Below are 17,980 nucleotides of genomic sequence, written 5' to 3'. Positions count from 1 at the left end.
CTTCAATCAGGAGGCAAAGCCTCCTGCGCTTCTGCTGTGTTTGCATTGCGAGGTCGCAATGAAGTAGGTGGATGCAAGGCGGAGCAGGTCCCGATGAGCGCAGTTGCCTCCTGGCAATGAGCATCAGCGGGACCTGCTCCAACGCAGCAGACGCCTGCTTCAGTGCGGCCGTTTTGACGATTAGTGGCGGAAGTGGCGCATGCCGGTGAAGACCATGGCGATACCGGCTTCGTCGGCAGCAGCGATGACTTCAGCATCACGCATCGAACCACCCGGCTGGATCACTGCAGTGATACCCACTTTAGCCGCATTATCGATTCCGTCACGGAACGGGAAGAACGCATCCGATGCCATGACCGCACCTTGAACCTGCAGGCCAGCATGTTCAGCCTTGATTGCAGCAATGCGTGCGGAGTTCACACGGCTCATCTGGCCGGCGCCGACACCGATGGTCTGACGGCCCTTGGCGTAGACGATGGCGTTGGATTTGACGAACTTGGCCACTTTCCAGGCGAATATCAGGTCGTCGATCTCTTGCTGGGTCGGTGCACGCTTGGTCACCACTTTCAGGTCTGCGGCAGTGATCATGCCGATGTCGCGGCTCTGTACCAGCAGGCCACCGGTAACACGCTTGTAGTCCCAGGCCGCAGCACGTTCAGCCGACCACTCGCCGCAGGCCAGCAGGCGCACATTGGCTTTGGCCGCGACCACGGCGCGGGCTTCGTCGCTGACGCTCGGGGCGATGATGACTTCGACGAACTGACGCTCGACGATGGCCTTGGCGGTTTCGGCATCCAGCTCGCGGTTGAAGGCGATGATGCCGCCGAAGGCCGACTCGGTGTCAGTGGCGTAGGCCAGTTCATAGGCCTGGCGGATGCCGCCTTCGGCGTCCGGGCTGACCGCCACGCCGCACGGGTTGGCGTGCTTGACGATGACGCAGGCCGGCTTGACGAAGCTCTTCACGCACTCCAGTGCGGCGTCAGTATCGGCCACGTTGTTGTACGACAGTTCTTTGCCCTGCAGTTGCACGGCGGTCGCGATGCCGGCTTCGGCAGGTTTGGCTTCGACATAGAACGCCGCGCTCTGGTGCGGGTTCTCGCCGTAGCGCATTTCCTGGGCCTTGACGAACTGGCTGTTGAAGGTGCGCGGGAATTCGCTGCGACCTTCGGTACTCAGCGTTTCAGCCGCCTGGTTAACGGTGCCCATGTAGTTGGCGATCATGCCGTCGTAGGCGGCAGTGTGTTCGAACGCCTTGAGCATCAGGTCGAAACGCTGGGCGTAGGTCAGGCCACCGGCCTTGAGGCTTTCCAGCACCTGGCCGTAGTCGCTGGCGTTGACCACGATGGCCACGTCTTTGTGGTTCTTGGCTGCCGAGCGAACCATGGTCGGACCGCCGATGTCGATGTTCTCGATGGCGGTCGGCAGGTCGCAGCCAGGCTTGGAGATGGTGGCTTCGAACGGGTAGAGATTGACCGCGACCAGGTCGATCGGCTTGATCCCGTGTTCGGCCATGATGGCGTCGTCGGTGCCGCGACGACCGAGGATGCCGCCATGGATTTTCGGGTGCAGGGTCTTGACCCGGCCGTCCATCATTTCGGCAAAACCGGTGTAGTCGGCAACTTCCACCGCAGCAACGCCGTTGTCCTGGAGCAGCTTGAAGGTGCCGCCGGTGGACAGGATCTCGACGCCAAGCTGTTGCAGCTCACGGGCGAATTCAAGGATCCCGGTCTTGTCGGAGACGCTGATCAAGGCGCGGCGGATCGGCAGGCGGGTAGTCTGGTCGGTCATTTCAGATTCCATAACGCGGTGGAGTCAGCAAAAAAGGCGACCTCATCGAATGGGAGCCGCCTTTTCTGGTTTGGATGCTTGCTTACAACAAATCGTACTGCTTCAGCTTTTTGCGCAAGGTGCCGCGGTTGAGTCCGAGCAGCTCGCTGGCCTTGGTCTGGTTGCCCTTGACGTAGTTCATTACGCTTTCGAGCAACGGCGCTTCGACTTCCGAGAGCACCAGGTTGTACACGTCCGTGACGGCCGCGCCCTCAAGATGGGCGAAATAGTTGTGCAGCGCCTTTTCCACACTGCCGCGAAGGGTCTGACCCTCTTCGCTCGGTGTATTCAGGTGCTGTTTCAGGTTGACGTTGTCGCTCACGGGCGTTGTTCCACTCACTAAAGTCTCGGTCATCATCGTCATGCGGCCACCCCTGGTCCGTCCTCTGTCTCAAGGCTCTGTTCACGTTCGCGGAAAAAGCCGCGAACGTTGGCGCACTGCGCTTGCGTATCTTCCAAACGATTGAACTGGGCGCGAAACTCCTTGGCGCCCGGAAGCGTTGCCAGGTACCAGCCGACATGCTTGCGGGCGATGCGTACGCCCATCACATCGCCATAAAAGGCGTGCAGCGCGGCCAGGTGCTCCAGCAGAATGCGTTCCACTTCTTGCAACTGCGGCGCCGGCAAGTGTTCGCCGGTGCGCAGGTAATGCTCGATCTCGCGAAAGATCCACGGCCGCCCCTGGGCGGCCCGGCCAATCAACAGTCCGTCGGCCCCGGTCGCCTGAAGCACGGCCCGAGCCTTTTCTGGCGAAGTGATATCGCCGTTGGCAAATACCGGAATCGACACCGCCTGCTTGATAACCGCGATGGTGTCGTACTCGGCGTCGCCGGTGTAAAGGTCGGCGCGGGTGCGTCCATGTACCGCCAGTGCCTGGATCCCGGCCTGCTCGGCAATCTTTGCCACGGTCAGGCCGTTCTTGTTCGCCCGGTCCCATCCTGTGCGGATTTTCAGCGTGACCGGTACATCCACGGCGGCAACTACCGCGTGGAGGATCTCGCTGACCAAGGCTTCATCTTTCAATAAAGCAGAGCCTGCAGCTTTGTTGCAGACTTTTTTTGCCGGGCAGCCCATGTTGATGTCGATGATCTGTGCACCCGCCTCGACATTGGCCCGGGCCGCAGCTGCGAGCATCTGCGCGTCACCGCCGGCGATCTGTACCGAGCGCGGCTCGGGATCACCCTGGTGAATCATGCGCAGACGCGACTTGCGGCTGTTCCACAGGCTCATGTCGCTGCTGACCATCTCCGACACCACCAGGCCTGCACCCATTCGTCGGCACAGCTGACGAAATGGCTGGTCCGTGACCCCGGCCATCGGCGCGAGGATCAGGTTGTTCTGCAGTGTGTATGGGCCGATGCGTACCGCCGACATAGGAGTTCCCTGTTGTGGGGCCGGATCATTAGAGTTCGAAAAAGGGTGGGCATGATACCCGCTCTCGGTGACCGGATAAAGATGGATTTGGATAAAATCTGAACAGTTGGCTTGCTGCTGCAAGCTATAAGCTTCAAGCTGCAAGTAAAAACGGATCAGTGCACGCTCTGCGTTTTCTTATGGCTTGAAGCTTGCTGCTTGCAGCTCACCGTCTATTCGGGGGAGCGGAAGCTCAGGCTGTAATTGACCGCCTTGGGCCCTGGATCGAGGATGTCCAGGGCGATGTGGATCGGCACCTGGCTGGGCATTTCACCCTTACCGGCCAGTTCGCCACTGAGATATTCGGCGGGTTTGAAGCGCCGACTGGCGATCAGTTGGCCGTTGAGGTCGGCAAAGCGCAGTTCCAGCAGCGGGAACGGCTGGGTGAACGGTGCGCGGTTGTAGATGATCGCGTCGACGATCAGAGCACCGTTGAAATCCGGGTGGCTGCGCACTACCAGGTTGCTGCTCTTGATCCGGGCAATATCGACGCGCGAAGGTACATTGCAGCCTACCTGCGGGCAAATCTGCTGGAACCAGGGGCGATACTGGTCCTGGCGGGCCAGTTCGTCAAAGTGATACCAGATGTACTGGCCCGCCAGCGCGGCGGCGGCCAACAGCACCAGGAAAATCCACAGCAGGCGTTTACCCCAGTGGGTCTTGGGTTTTTTCCAGTCCAACTGCAGCGGGTCGTCGACCAGGTCGAGCAGCGGCTCCTTGCGTGCCGGGCGGCTGGAGACCGGGCCCAGGCCAGGTTCACGGCGCTCTTCCTGATCATTCCGGGGGGCGTCGAGATCGTCATCCGGTTCTTTTGCCGACAGGCGCTCGCCCGATACAGCCTCAAGGTCAGCCACTATTGGCTGCGGATGATGCGGCAAATCGTCGAGATCGTCGTCGAGAACCTGCGGATCCAGCGACAGCGAAGGCTCGGTGCGCTCGCCCGGCGCCGGTGCAAGGTCCAGAGGCTCCTGCTCGACCAGCGGCGGCTGCGGCTCATCAAGGACTTCGTCCAGTGTGTCACGCTCGCTGGACGGAGTGCTGAACAGGCTGTCGGGCCAGTGCTGGTCGTCGTTTTCCGGCTCGTCGCGGTGGGCGCTGAGGCTGTCTTCACGAGGGGCGCTGGCCTTGAATTCAGTGACCGGCTGAATTTCACGCTGCTCCAGACGCGCCAGTTCTTGATCCAGGTCGAGCTGGTCGAGGTCCAGTTCGGTGGTGCTCCATGCGTGCTGACTGACCGGCGCCACCGGTTCCGGCGCGGGTGGCTCAGAGGTCGTTGGCTCGGCGGCGGGCTGCTGTGCCGCGCTTTGCTCCAGTAACTGCTTGGCGGCGTTGAACACCTGCAGGCAGGCGCCGCAACGCACTACGCCGCGCGCCACGCTCAACTGATTGTGGCTGACGCGAAAGCTGGTCTGGCAATGCGGGCACTGAGTGACGAAACTGTCGGTCATGCGGCGGTCCGGGTTATACAGATAGTTATTCTAGGCGCAGTTAACGGCGGCGACCACTGATGCGTACCCAGCCGTCACGAACGCAAATGGGGTCCAGCTCGAAGTCCTTGGCGTAGGCCGCTGCGACCTCTTCGCCCTGTTCGGCGAGGATCCCCGACAGTGCCAGCAGGCCACCCGGGCGCACCAGCCCGGACAGTTGTGGGGCCAGCGAGACCAGCGGACCAGCCAGGATGTTGGCAACCAGCACATCAGCCTGCATCGCCGGCATGTGTTCAGGCAGGTACAGGGCAAATTTATCGTCGGCGATGCCATTGCGCCCGGCATTGTCGCGAGAAGCTTCCAGGGCTTGCACATCAATATCGGTGCCGACCGCTTCATGGGCGCCGAGCAGCAGAGCGGCAATCGCCAGAATCCCCGAGCCGCAGCCGAAGTCGAGCACGTGCGTGTCTTTCAGGTCCTGACCATCCAGCCATTCCAGGCACAGGGCGGTGGTCGGGTGGGTGCCGGTACCGAACGCCAGGCCCGGGTCGAGCAGCAGGTTGACGGCGTCAGGCTCCGGTGCGGCATGCCAGCTCGGTACGATCCACAGGCGTTGACCGAAACGCATCGGCTGGAAGTTGTCCATCCAGCTGCGTTCCCAGTCCTGGTCTTCGATGACCTCGGCCTGGTGTTCCGGTAGTGCGGCACCGGTCAGCAACTGCAGGTGAGCGAACACCGCAGCGGCGTCGGTATCGGCTTCGAATAACGCCAGCAGGTGGGTGTGCGACCACAGCGGGGTGGTGTTGAGGTCCGGTTCGAAGATCGGCTGATCCTCGGCATCCATGAACGTAACGGAAACCGCGCCTACTTCGAGCAGAGCGTCTTCATAGGTTTCGGCTTGTTCCGGGCTGATAGCCAGACGTACTTGCAGCCAAGGCATGGCGGGCACCTTTGGGAAATCTACAGGGGCAGCCCAAGGCTGCGCGAAGCGCGCAGTTTACGCCAGGTGGAGGGCAAAGTGGACAGTTCCCGGTGCTTGTCGCGGGGCAAGCATTATTTACCACCTTGACGCAGGTGGCATCGCGCAGTGTGACGCTTCTTTGAATCCATGGAGCAACGCAATGAACGACGTTACCGAGCCGGTTATCGAGCCGGGCGATACTGAACCGGCTAGACAGCTGCTGCCTGCCCTTGAGCGATTGAATGAATGGAGTGTCGCATTCAAGGCCAGGCTGGACAGCCAAACCACTTTCCTGGACTTGCTTGAAGAGTCTTTGCTTGTCGAACTGCGAACTTACTACAGCGACGATGTCGATCCGCGCTTCATCCGCGACATGCTTGATGCTGCACTACAGCGGCGGATCAGTGGCCAGGTGCAGGGCTATGACCCGCAGGTGCACGCGCCCTGGCATCCTGACGATGCCAAGCCCCGGGAGATTCCTGAAGAGCGCCGGGAAACCATGTTGCAACTGGTGGAAGGTCTGGCGAGCGGGATGCTCAACCACTATCAGGATTACCTTGCGCGTCATTGGCATTCAAGGCCGGCATCGCTGCGCGACGGTGATGCCTATGACGCGCTGGTGCGTCAGCGTATCAAGGAGCACCACGATGCCTTGGGGGCCTTGTTTGAGCCAAAAAGCCTCGAAGGGGTGACGGTTGAGGCGCTTCGGGCGCTGATTGAAGCCTACCAGGCTGCCTGGTATACGCAGTCGTCCCTGCTCGCCGTCAGTTCTCAGCAAGAGCGCAAGGCCATCGACAAGCTGGGGCGAATGCATTTGCCGGATTGGGTGAAATTGCTTGATGAGGCGACCCGCTCGTCGATACAGGAGCGTTATGAGGTCAAGGAGGGGGCGCGCGAGCATGTGCAAGGGCTGCTTGGTGATGCGCTATCGTTGCATTCTCATGCGCGACGCTGCGCTCGGGACCATTTGCGCGAACATCTGAATCGCGAGATGGAACCAGACCTTATCTATGTAACGCGTCGTTTGAAAGATGTTGAAGGCGCCCAAGAGGAGAAGCTCACGCTGACCGAGGTGGTGGCGCAAGGTCCGATCGAAGTCGCGCAGCTGTATCTGCCGCTTGAGATCAGTGGCCCTGTGCAGCACTACCGGATGCCAACTGCCGAGCAGGTTGGGCAGTTACTGAAAACGGTGGATGCCCCTGCGAGTTACCTTCAGTCATTGATCGACTGTCAGCAGCGCGATGACGTCAGGCAGGCGATGTTCGATGTCTACGACAGCCGATTGCAGCACAGTGCCCTGGTCGCTCGCAGTGCCGGTCATCTCAGTGAGCAGCACTACGAAAAAATTAGTGCGTTATGGGCGGGCCAAGCCAGTGACGTCGAGGTGTGTGCCGTAGCGCCTGTCAATCAGAGTGTGTGCAGCGACCTGCTGCTGTTCTATCGCGAGGGTGAGGCCGGTTCGGTTGAAGAGCTGGTTCTGTATGCTCCGGACAGGTTGTCTGGTCAGGAGTGGATCGAGCTCGTTTCGCTACGCGCGCTCAGCGCAGAGATTGGCGGCTGGCTGAAAGCCGAGTCGGGTCGTCAGTATTTGCTCAGGCAGCTGGCGCAATACAGTCGCAAAAGCGCTGAAGAGCAGATGGTCAAAGCTGTGCAAAAGCCGTCCGAATGGCGTCTGGATCTGGATGTCCGCGAACAAGCGAAAGGTTATGCGGCATGTATCGAGCAAGGTGTGGCCATGCGTCTGGCTGCTTGGCAAGTCGACGTCGAGCAATCCACGTCACCGCGCTGGTACAGCCAGCTGATCATCGAAGAGCGACGCGCGATTGGATATGAGGTTCGGCAAGCCAGCATTTACGAAAAGATTTTTCTAGCGGAACTGGGCGGCTATGAATCTTTCCAGGATTTTGCAAAGCGTACGATCAGCGAAGCGATCCAGCCCTACCTGATGGCAAATGACATCAAGGAGTCCGTTGATCCGCAGTCCATTCTCATTGACTACAGTTCGACGCTGGCCGACGGCAAATCGCAGGTTGTCAATCTTGTGGATCTGGTCTGCTATGGGTACGACGACAATTCGGGCATCGACCATCCCAACAAGGGCGTCCGCTCCGCTGTCGGGCAAGACCTGAGCCGACTGCGAAGTGCTGAGCTTGCGAGGTATGCACGCCGGGCCTATGTGGGTGAGAAATACATCAACGCTATTCGTGCAGAATTCCTGGCCCAGCATTCACCGGCGTATCGTAAGCGGCAGCAATTGTTTGCTCAGGCACTGGAGAGGGCCATGTACCGCGATGTGCGCATCGCGCATGGTAGCGAGCAGATCAGTGTTGAGGTGTTCAAGCGACTGACGGGCATGGTGGCGATTCTGGGCCGTACGATTAATGCCCCTAAGGTCACGTCCAATGCCGAGGATGTTGCATCGACGGATGGTGTGTTCAGGCTTTCGGTCGATGGCCATTCTGTCCTGGGTGCTTACGTATTCCGCTACTTCGAACAGGCGACTGCGCAGGACTGGGTGTATACGCCCGGGGCGCCGGACGGCATCTTGATCCGTCGCTACGAGGATCTGAACCAGGCGGCGGCAGATGTGCTGCATGACTACCTGCTCAAACGCGTCGCGTTGGTTGCCCAGGAGCGTGTTCGCACCTGGTTGATCGCGTTGGCCGCTGGTGGCAAACATCGCGACGCCTTGCGAGGGGGGCGCCAGGTCATCACGCTAGCCGGAGAGTACGACGCGTACATTGAGCACGCCTTGACTGATGTCGATGACGCGACCAACAGTCGGGCCGAAGTGATCAAAACACAGGTGTTCAAGGGGGTCACCTATTCGTTGCCGCTGTTCATGGTTTTCCCGCCGTTTGCAGTCCTTTTGGGCGGCTATTTCGTCGTCGAGCCCCTACGCGAGGCTATCATCGCCCACACCAAGGGTGATTCCGCCAAGGCGCTGTCACATTGGCTGGAAGCATCCTGGGCGACGTTGGGGCTTGTGGTCAGTGTGCCGGGGGTAAGTCTTCGGGGAGCCAAGCCTCTGTTCAATCAGATGCGCGAACTGCTCGTGCCCCCTCGTGGCCCTGGTCATCGTGCAGCATCGCTACCACGCTCGATGAAGTTCAGGAAGGAATGGGCCGTCGAGCGTCCCGGGAATCTGCAGGAGGTCACCGAAGACGGTGTATGGAAAGGGACGTTCCGTAGCGACAAATCCGGCGCCGAATACTTTGTTCGAGACCGTGGCAGGTACTTCAAGGTGGTCTTGGACGCAAACCATGGTACGTTGCGTGTGGTGAAGGCCAACAGGCCGCACAGTTATCACCGTGAGGCCATCGTCCGTACCGCGGATGGTCGCTGGGTGCGCAACGACACTGGCGTGAGGGGTGGAAACCCGACGGAGGACCTTGGACAGATTACGCAGTTGCGCCAGGTCAGCCGCGGCAATGGCCAGCCGGTACCGGAGCGGGGCGCAATGCAGGGCGAGGCCGTGGTGGCCAATTTCAATGCCAATAGAGCGGACAATTATCTGTATTCGCTCAATGCGCAGACCTGTGTGGTGGTCTCCCTGTACAACCCTGCCACTCGAGCCGGGGCGGTCATCCACTTCGATCACAATATTCGGCGCCTCATCGAAAGCACGGTGCGCGACGTCCTGGCGCGCCTAGGGACGGTCGATGCCGCCCGGCCGATCCGCACTGTCATGGCCGGTGGCGACTGGTTGACCGGGGCGGATATCGGTGGACCTGTCAGCTCCGTGCTGCGGCGTAATAATTTGGTACCGAGCTGGGAGCATTGGTCGTACTCCTCTTGCTGGGGCAATACCTATGGCCTGACTTTGGACCTGCAAACCGGGGTTACTAGCGTCTACAAGACTCCGCAGAGTCTGGTGATGGAGCTCTATAGTCCGATACTGGCCAGAGCCCGATTCAATGCGCCAGGCCTGCCAGGGCGGGCTCAGAGCTTTATGAGTCGATTCCGGAAAGAGCCATTGCGGGAGGGATCCAGAGGGGTTTGGCTCGATTCGTTGGGGCGGCCGGCAACTGCGTCGGAGATTAACCAGCAGTCTTTCACGGTAGTTGATGTCACCTGATCGGCAACGGCGGGTGTGACATCGCGCATACCGATAAAAATGAAAACCCCGGCACTTGGCCGGGGTTCTCATTTCACTCCAAAATCACTCCTGGCTAGCCAGTTTGTGTTCCAGATAGTGAATGTTGACGCCACCTTTGCAGAAACCTTCATCACGCACCAGGTCGCGGTGCAGCGGGATGTTGGTCTTGATACCGTCGACGACGATCTCGTCCAGGGCATTGCGCATGCGGGCCATGGCTTCGTCACGGTCTTTGCCGTAGGTGATCAGCTTGCCGATCAGCGAGTCGTAGTTCGGCGGTACCGCATAGCCGCTGTACAGGTGCGAATCGACGCGAACGCCGTTGCCGCCTGGGGCGTGGAAATGCTTGACGGTGCCTGGGCTCGGGATGAACTTCTTCGGGTCTTCGGCGTTGATCCGGCACTCCAGCGAGTGACCACGAATCACCACGTCATCCTGAGTGAACGACAGCTTGTTGCCAGCGGCGATGCTGAGCATCTCCTTGACGATGTCGATACCGGTGACCATCTCCGAAACCGGGTGCTCCACCTGAACACGGGTGTTCATTTCGATGAAGTAGAAACGGCCGTTTTCGTAGAGGAACTCGAAGGTGCCGGCGCCGCGGTAGCCGATATCGATGCACGCCTTGACACAGCGGGCGAAGACTTCCTGACGGGCTTGTTCGTCGATGCCAGGTGCTGGCGCTTCTTCCAGAACCTTCTGGTGGCGGCGCTGCAGCGAGCAGTCACGGTCACCCAGGTGCACGGCGTTGCCCTGGCCGTCGGACAGGACCTGGACTTCCACGTGACGTGGGTTGGTCAGGAACTTCTCGAGGTAGACCATCGGGTTGCCGAACGCCGCACCGGCTTCGCTGCGGGTCAGCTTGGCCGAAGCGATCAGGTCTTCTTCCTTGTGCACAACGCGCATGCCGCGACCACCACCGCCACCGGCGGCCTTGATGATCACGGGGTAGCCGACTTCGCGGCCAATGCGCAGGGCTTCTTCTTCGTCTTCCGGCAGCGGGCCGTCGGAGCCCGGCACGGTCGGAACACCGGCCTTGATCATCGCGTCCTTGGCCGAAACCTTGTCGCCCATCAGGCGGATGGTGTCAGCTTTCGGGCCGATGAAGGCAAAGCCGGAGTTCTCGACCTGCTCGGCGAAGTCGGCGTTTTCCGCGAGGAAGCCGTAGCCTGGGTGAATGGCGGTAGCGCCGGTCACTTCGGCAGCGGCAATGATCGCCGGAATGTGCAGGTAGGACTGGCTGGCCGAAGCCGGACCGATGCAGACCGACTCGTCTGCCAGGCCCAGGTGCATCAGTTCGCGGTCAGCCGTGGAGTGTACGGCGACGGTCTTGATGCCCAGCTCTTTACAGGCACGCAGGATCCGCAGGGCAATTTCCCCACGGTTGGCAATCAGGACTTTTTCCAGCTTCGCAGACATCGTTGGCTCTCCGCGGTTCAAACGATGGTGAACAGCGGCTGGTCGAACTCAACCGGCTGACCGTCTTCTACCAGGATGGATTCGATCACACCGCTGGTTTCAGCTTCGATGTGGTTCATCATCTTCATGGCTTCGACGATGCACAGGGTGTCGCCTTTCTTCACGGTCTGGCCGACTTCAACGAAGGCTGGCGAGGATGGCGAGGCTTTGCGGTAGAAGGTGCCGACCATTGGTGAACGGGCAACGGTGCCGTTCAGTTTTGGCGCGGCTGGCGCTTCGGCAGCAGCAGGTGCGGCGGCTGGAGCAGCTACTGGAGCAGCGGCGGCAACTGGCGCCGGCGCGTAGTACTGTTGGGCCGGGGTCTTGCTGTGACGGCTGATCCGTACGGATTCCTCGCCTTCCTTGATCTCCAGCTCGTCGATGCCAGACTCTTCCAGCAGTTCGATCAGTTTCTTGACTTTACGGATATCCATTAATCATCAACTCCCAAGGTTCGGTCAGGGGCGTAAATATAAAAACGTGTTAGCAAACGTTTCTTGTGAGCCCCGGCCCGTAGGCCAGGTTCTCGTCATCAGGGCTTTGCGTTAGCAGCCAGGTGTTCCAGGGCAGACTCCAGGGCCAAGCGGTAACCGCTGGCGCCCAGGCCGCAGATCACCCCTACAGCGACATCGGAAAAGTAGGAGTGATGGCGAAAAGGTTCACGCTTGTGCACGTTGGACAGGTGCACTTCGATGAATGGGATGCTCACTGCCAGCAATGCGTCACGTAATGCGACACTTGTATGCGTGAAAGCCGCCGGATTGATCAGAATGAAGTCGACCCCTTCGCCGCGCGCGGCATGGATACGGTCGATCAATTCATACTCGGCATTGCTTTGCAGGTACTGCAGGTGATGGCCGGCAGCACGGGCGCGCTGCTCCAGGTCCTGGTTGATCTGGGCCAGGGTGACGGCGCCATAGACGCCCGGCTCGCGGGTGCCGAGCAGGTTCAGGTTGGGGCCGTGCAGCACCAGTAGCGTAGCCATCTGTGGTTCCTTTTATCGTTAGGCACAAACGTTGCACGGCGACTATGCCGTAAACCGGCGGGCAGTGTCCAGTTGCCCGCAATAGCCAGCACGATGACCGAGATTCACGCCAAATATGTGACTAATTTATCAAATTCGGTCATCGATGATAGCTTTTCAGCGGCCAGAAGAAGTTATAGACCCAGTTCGGCGCGAATGCGCGTCAGATGCTCGGCAAATTCGCCGGCGTTTGTCTCACCTACCACGCGAACGCCGGTTTTTTCGCTGCCGTTCGCGGCAAAGAACAACAGCGCAGGCGGACCGAACAGCTGATAGCGGTCGAGCAGGGCGCGCTGTTCGGCGTTGCTTTCGGTGATATCGAAGCGCAGCAATTTGTAGCCCTCAAGCTGACGCTGGACTGCAGGGGCGCTCAGTACCTCGTGCTCGATGACCTTGCAACTGATGCACCAGTCGGCATACCAGTCCAGTACCACCGGTTGTCCATCGGCCTTGGCCTGGGCCAGGGCATTGTCCAGCGCGGCGGGGGTGGTTACGGTCTGCCAGGTGCTTTCGGACTTGGTCTGGGCGTTGCTCGCACCATTTGATACGACGGCCCGAGGCAACGGGCGCAGCGGGTCGGTCTGGCCGCTCAGTACGCCAAACCAGCAGGCCAGGGCGTAGACCAGCAGCAACAGGCCGAGCAATTGCGCCAGACGCTGCAGGGTGGTTTTCACCGTGAACTCCAGGGCGCCGAGGAATACCGCCACACCCGCACTCAACAGGCCCACCAGCAACAGTGTGACCTGCCCGGGCAAAACCCGGCTAAGCAGGCCGATAGCCAGGCCCAGCAGCAGTACGCCAATTGCATTCTTCACCGTCACCAGCCAAGGGCCGCTTTTTGGCAACCAGGCTGCACCACCGGTGGCCACCAGCAGCAATGGGGCACCCATGCCCAGGCCCAGAGTAAACAGTTTCAACGCGCCACCCAGGGCATCACCACTGGCGCTGATATACAGCAGCGCGCCGGCTAACGGTGCCGACACACAGGGCGATACCAGCAAGCTTGAGAACACTCCGAGAATTGCCGCGCCGAGCAGCGAACCGCCTTTGGTCTGGCCGACCAGGCGCTCCAGACGATGGCTGATGGCATGAGGCAGCTTCAATTCGAACAGGCCGAACATCGCCAGGGCAAACAGGACGAAAAACAGCGAGAACGGCACTAGCACCCAGGCTGACTGCAGGCGTGCCTGCAGGTTCATGCCTGCGCCGAACAGGCCCATCAGTGCGCCGAGCAGGGCGAAGCAGGCCGCCATCGGCAGCACGTAAGCCAGCGATAGGCTGAAGCCGCGCAGGCCACCGACCTGGCCACGCAGGACCACACCGGAGAGGATCGGCAGCATCGGCAGCACGCAAGGGGTGAACGTCAGGCCGACACCGGCGAGAAAGAACAGCAGCAATTCTTTCCAGGTCCAGACCTTTGCCGTTATTCCTGGTGCATTGCTGGCTGAAGCGACACTGTTGCCGTCGATACTCAGGCGCTCGGTTTCCGGCGGGTAGCACAAGCCTTTATCGGCACAGCCCTGGTAACCCACCAGCAGGGTGAAGGCGCGTGAGTCATTGGCCGGGCGCGGGATGTCGATGTCGAGGATGCCGTGGTAGACCTCGACGTCGCCGAAGAACTCGTCGTGCTTGGCTTCGCCTGGTGGGATCTGTGCAGTGCCCAGGGCGATGTCGGCCGGTTCGGTACGAAAATGCAAGCGATGGCGATACAGGTAATAGCCATCAGCAGCGACGAAGCGCAGCTTGATGGTTTGCGCATTGCTCTGAATCACGCTGAGTTTGAATGCTTCGTGCACCGGCAGGAAGTCGGCACTGTTGTTCAGCGACGAGGCGCCCAGGGTGGCGCTGGGACGGTTGTCGAGCAGGCCGGCGCCGACGGCGGGCAGGGCCAGAAGCAGGAAAACTAGGCAAAGCAGGCGGCGCATGGCGGTCTCGCTGTACAGAAGTGCCTGCATGATAACCCAATCGCGGGTCAAGCCCGCTCCCACCGATTGGTATGGCCCGGTGGGAGCGGGCTTGCCCCGCGATTGGGACTCAAACCCGAAACGCCCGCACCGCCGTATTCAACTCGCCCCCCAGCCTGAGCAACTGCTCGCCCTGCTCGCGGCCTTCACCGATACGCTGCAAGTTGTCTTCACCCAGGTCATGAATCCGCTCGCTGTGGTCACGAATCTCGCTCACCGCTCCGCTTTGCTGGGCGGTGACGTCGGCAATCCGTACCGCCGTGGCGGAGATGGTCTGGATCGCTGCAACGATTTCATCCAGCGCACCGTCGGCGGCTTGAGCCTTATCGGCGGTTGCCTCGGCATGCTCAAGTTGCGCACGCATGCCCTCTACAGACTCGCGTGCGGCTTGCTGCAGGCGGCCGATCAAGGTCTGGATCTCGCCGGTGGCACCCGTGGTGCGCTGAGCCAGCGAGCGTACTTCTTCGGCCACTACGGCAAAGCCACGGCCCATTTCCCCGGCGCGCGCGGCTTCAATCGCGGCATTCAGAGCCAACAGGTTGGTTTGCTCGGCAATCGAGCGAATGACCGTGAGCACACCGCCGATGGTGGCCGACTCTTCGGCCAGTTGTTCGATCATCTGGGCATTGCCTTGCACTTCATCGACCAGTGCGCGCAAGCCGGTCAGGCTCTGGCCAATCACCGCCTGGCCTTGTTCCACCGCGCGTCCGGCATCGCGGCTGGCATCGGCGGCCTGACTGGCATCGCCGGCTACCTGCAGGATGGTTGCTTCCAGCTCGCCCAGGGCATCGCGGATCTGTGCGGTATCACCGGCCTGACGTTCGGCGCCTTTATGCAGGGCGCCGCTCATGTCGGCCAGGGCATGACTGCTGCCTGCCACCTGTTCGGCATTGCTGCGGATGGTCCCGACCAGTTCCACCAGGTACAGGCGCAGGCGGTTGAGTGAGTCCTGGATGTCATGCACTTCACGGTTGCTTTTGCCCAAGGCAATGGCTTGGCCGAAGTCACCTTCGGCCCAGCGTGAAAGCGCTGGTGCCAGGTTGGTCAGCACCCGTGCCAGGCGTCGCTGCAAGGTGTCGATGAGCAGGGCGATCAGCAGGATCAGGCCAATCATCAAACCCTGGATCAGGCGCACTTCACCCTGGATCGTGGCGTGCTGGCTGCGCACCAGCGGTTCAAGGGCGGCAATCGCTTGCTGCACGGCGTCAATCTGTTGATGAGTACGGTTGGCCAGTTCGCTGCGACGCTGGATCTGTTCGCGGGTGCGTTGCAGTTCGCCAGGGTAGCGATTGAGCAGGCTGTTCAGTTCCCGTTTGAGTGCGACGCCAGTGTCTTCGGCTTCGCTGTCGCTTTGCGTCTGAAGGCCCATCAGGGCGGCGAAGTCATCGGCATTCGACTCACGGGCGGCGGTGACACCGAGCAGCGGCAGTTCATTGAGCGCCTGGGCCTGGGCGACCATCTGTTGCAGCTCGCGCTCGACCTCATTCGCCAGTTCGCTACGGCCACTGCTGACCAGCTTGTCGCGGGCCAGCGACAGCCGCGAGAGGTGCAGTGCGGCGCGCAACAGCGGCGCGGCATAGCGTCCGGCATCGCCGCTGGTGCTGTTCTGGGCGTAGCTGGCCAGTTGATCGAGGCTTGCGCCCAGCTCGCGTTCAGCCTGGAGCAACAAGGCCTGCGGGTCGCCGGCCAGCTTGCCGGCGGCCAACAGCTCGTTGCCGGCAAACCCTTGCAGGCTGTCCAGGCTTGGGCGTAAGGAGGCGGACAGCGCCGGGGGCAGTTGCTTGAGCTCCTCCTGCAGGGCGCTGGTGGTCTGAACCGCAGTGGCATGGCGCAAGGCGTCGCCGCTGTTGAGGTAATCGAGGATGTTACGGGCCGCCTGGTTCTGAAACTGCTGCGACAGCGACAGGTAGCGCTCCATGATCTGGTAGGGGCGTTCCAGGGCGCGCTGCGACCACCACAGGGTGGCGCCCAGGGCGATACAGACGGTAACCAGCAACAGGGTGTTGAAATTGGTGAGCAGCTTCAGGCGCATGTCCAGGGTCTACCAACGGCCGAATGGTAAGCCCCTGAAGTTATTGCGTTTTTGTGACCAGGTTATGACGAAGTCATGCGTTCGGTTAAATAAAGTGGCACTTTGCCTTAGTCAGCCGGCGCGTTGCACCCGGTTGCGTCCGGCCCCTTTGGCCCGGTACAGGGCTTCATCGGCAGCGGTGGCCATGCTCAGGGCATCGAGCTCATCACTGAGTTGCACCACCCCGGCGCTGAAGGTGCAGGACAGGTCCCGCGGTTGCGCGGGGTAGTTGATCTCGGCAAAGCGACGGCGAATCTCGTCCAGCACTTTGTGCGCCGCTGACAGATCGGTGTTGGGCATGACGATGGCGAACTCTTCACCACCATAGCGGCCGATGAAGTCAGTCTTGCGCAGGCGCTGCTTGAGAAACAACGCCAGGCTCTTGATCACCCGGTCGCCCATGGGGTGGCCATGGCTGTCATTGACCTTCTTGAAGTGGTCGATGTCGAGCATGGCAAAGCTCAGCGGCTGTTCTTCGCGGCGGGCGCGGAAGCTGCAGTCTTCGAGCAGTTGCAGGATATGAGTGTGGTTATACAGGCCGGTCAGGCTGTCGCGGACCATCCGCGCCTTGAGATTGCGCGCACGCGCGGCACGGTTGCGCACTGTGGTGATCAGATGGCGCGAGCGGATCGGCTTGGTCAGGAAGTCATCGCCGCCTTCGCTCATGGCATCAAGCTGCTTGTCCAGATCGTCCTCGGCGGACAGGTAGATGATCGGCACGCTGACGTAGCGGTCATTGTGACGAATCACCTTGGCCAGCTCCGTACCGGTGCAATCGGGCATGTACATGTCGAGGATGATCAGGTCGGGCTGGAAGTCGGCAAGCTCGGCCATGGTGCGGATCGGCTCGGTCAGGGTCCGGGTGACGATGCCGGCACTGTTGAGCAGGCGCTCGGTGTGCATGGCCTGGGCCCTGGAGTCGTCGATGATCAGCACCTTGAAGGGTTCGTACTGGGTGACACTGGTCAACAGCTCGACTTTTTCCAGCAGGCTCGAGGCTTCCAGGGTACCGGTCAGAAACTCCTGGCCGCCAGCACGCACCGCGGCCAGACGCGTAGGCGTGTCGGTTTCATCCAGGCTGAAAAACAGCAACGGCACCCGCTGCTCCAGGCCTTGCTGGGCCTGGGCGGCCAGTTGCAGGCCCATACCGCTGCCGGTGAAATCGACATCCATGACGATGGCCGCTGGCAACCGCTCGCTCATCGAAGCACGAAACGCATCGGCACTGTACAAGGCTTGTACACCGAGGCCGAAGAACTCCAGTTGCTGGGCCAGGCGCTCGGCGCGGTCATGGTCCTGGAGCATGATGTAGACCGGCTTGCGCAAGGGCGGCAGCGGCACCTGCTCAAGCTGGTCGCCCTGGCGCAGGCCGGTGCGTGACAGGCGCTGCATCAACCGGTTGAGTTCGCTGATCAGATGGCTGCTCAAACGCGCGCTGTTGGCTTCGACGGCCTCCAGAGTGTGGCCGATGGCCTCGGCCAGTTCACTGTGCTCAGGTTGTTCGAAGCGTGCGGCGTAGCGCTGTAGACGCAGGTTGGCCTCGCACAGTTCACCCAGATCGCCAGTCGACCACTCGCTGCGCTGCAGGCGCTGCCAGATCTCGAGTATCTGTCGAGCCTGGTGAATCACCCGCTGGGCAAAATGTTGCTTGAGGCGTTCACGATTGGGGTCTTCTGGCTCGGTCATGTCCTGACTACTTATATGGGTGAGGCAGTTCGAGTAATGGCTCTATGCTA

The 17,980-nt window shown here is 60.9% G+C and carries 12 protein-coding genes; 1 reads left to right on the top strand and 11 read right to left on the bottom strand.

The window, feature by feature from the left end:
* Positions 1 to 180: 180 nt before the first annotated feature.
* From purH to prmA, 5 genes are all read right to left on the bottom strand, one after another.
* The gene (purH, locus tag C6382_RS08910; RefSeq protein ID WP_107024140.1) at positions 181 to 1,788 is read right to left on the bottom strand and encodes a bifunctional phosphoribosylaminoimidazolecarboxamide formyltransferase/IMP cyclohydrolase; all 1,608 of its coding nucleotides are present in this window, start codon (positions 1,786 to 1,788) and stop codon (positions 181 to 183) included.
* Between the two features lie 82 nt (positions 1,789 to 1,870).
* The gene (gene fis, locus C6382_RS08905) at positions 1,871 to 2,191 is read right to left on the bottom strand and encodes a DNA-binding transcriptional regulator Fis (RefSeq protein WP_003186237.1); all 321 of its coding nucleotides are present in this window, start codon (positions 2,189 to 2,191) and stop codon (positions 1,871 to 1,873) included.
* The gene (dusB, locus tag C6382_RS08900; RefSeq protein WP_107024139.1) at positions 2,188 to 3,201 is read right to left on the bottom strand and encodes a tRNA dihydrouridine synthase DusB; all 1,014 of its coding nucleotides are present in this window, start codon (positions 3,199 to 3,201) and stop codon (positions 2,188 to 2,190) included. Before dusB ends, fis begins: the two co-directional genes overlap by 4 nt.
* 212 nt (positions 3,202 to 3,413) lie before the next feature.
* Complete coding sequence (locus C6382_RS08890) at positions 3,414 to 4,688, bottom strand: DUF3426 domain-containing protein (RefSeq protein ID WP_107024137.1); 1,275 nt, start codon at positions 4,686 to 4,688, stop codon at positions 3,414 to 3,416.
* 40 nt (positions 4,689 to 4,728) lie between these two features.
* Complete coding sequence (prmA, locus tag C6382_RS08885) at positions 4,729 to 5,607, bottom strand: 50S ribosomal protein L11 methyltransferase (RefSeq protein ID WP_107024136.1); 879 nt, start codon at positions 5,605 to 5,607, stop codon at positions 4,729 to 4,731.
* Between the two features lie 181 nt (positions 5,608 to 5,788).
* Between prmA and C6382_RS08880 the strand changes: the two genes are divergently transcribed.
* Positions 5,789 to 9,706 carry a dermonecrotic toxin domain-containing protein gene (locus C6382_RS08880; protein WP_107024135.1) on the top strand — a complete coding sequence of 1,306 codons (3,918 nt, stop codon included), beginning with the start codon at positions 5,789 to 5,791 and terminating at the stop codon, positions 9,704 to 9,706.
* 84 nt (positions 9,707 to 9,790) lie between these two features.
* Here the strand turns inward: C6382_RS08880 and accC are convergent, their stop codons facing one another.
* The 6 genes from accC to C6382_RS08850 form a co-directional block, all read right to left on the bottom strand.
* On the bottom strand, positions 9,791 to 11,146 hold the full coding sequence (gene accC, locus C6382_RS08875; protein WP_107024134.1) for an acetyl-CoA carboxylase biotin carboxylase subunit: 1,356 nt from the start codon (positions 11,144 to 11,146) through the stop codon (positions 9,791 to 9,793).
* A 17-nt stretch (positions 11,147 to 11,163) separates the two neighbouring features.
* Complete coding sequence (gene accB / locus C6382_RS08870; RefSeq protein WP_038615068.1) at positions 11,164 to 11,619, bottom strand: acetyl-CoA carboxylase biotin carboxyl carrier protein; 456 nt, start codon at positions 11,617 to 11,619, stop codon at positions 11,164 to 11,166.
* A gap of 98 nt (positions 11,620 to 11,717) precedes the next feature.
* A complete protein-coding gene (aroQ, locus tag C6382_RS08865) occupies positions 11,718 to 12,170 on the bottom strand; it encodes a type II 3-dehydroquinate dehydratase (protein ID WP_038615065.1) in 453 nt (150 codons plus the stop codon).
* Between the two features lie 173 nt (positions 12,171 to 12,343).
* On the bottom strand, positions 12,344 to 14,134 hold the full coding sequence (locus tag C6382_RS08860) for a protein-disulfide reductase DsbD (protein ID WP_107024298.1): 1,791 nt from the start codon (positions 14,132 to 14,134) through the stop codon (positions 12,344 to 12,346).
* 109 nt (positions 14,135 to 14,243) lie between these two features.
* A complete protein-coding gene (locus tag C6382_RS24650; protein WP_371919591.1) occupies positions 14,244 to 15,023 on the bottom strand; it encodes a methyl-accepting chemotaxis protein in 780 nt (259 codons plus the stop codon).
* A gap of 1,293 nt (positions 15,024 to 16,316) precedes the next feature.
* Positions 16,317 to 17,930, bottom strand: a complete 1,614-nt coding sequence (locus C6382_RS08850) for a PleD family two-component system response regulator (protein WP_107024132.1) — start codon at positions 17,928 to 17,930, stop codon at positions 16,317 to 16,319.
* Positions 17,931 to 17,980: the final 50 nt, after the last annotated feature.

It is taken from the genome of Pseudomonas sp. BBP2017, assembly GCF_003024385.1.
GTDB lineage: Bacteria > Pseudomonadota > Gammaproteobacteria > Pseudomonadales > Pseudomonadaceae > Aquipseudomonas.
This window is presented reverse-complemented; position numbering and strand designations above follow the sequence as displayed.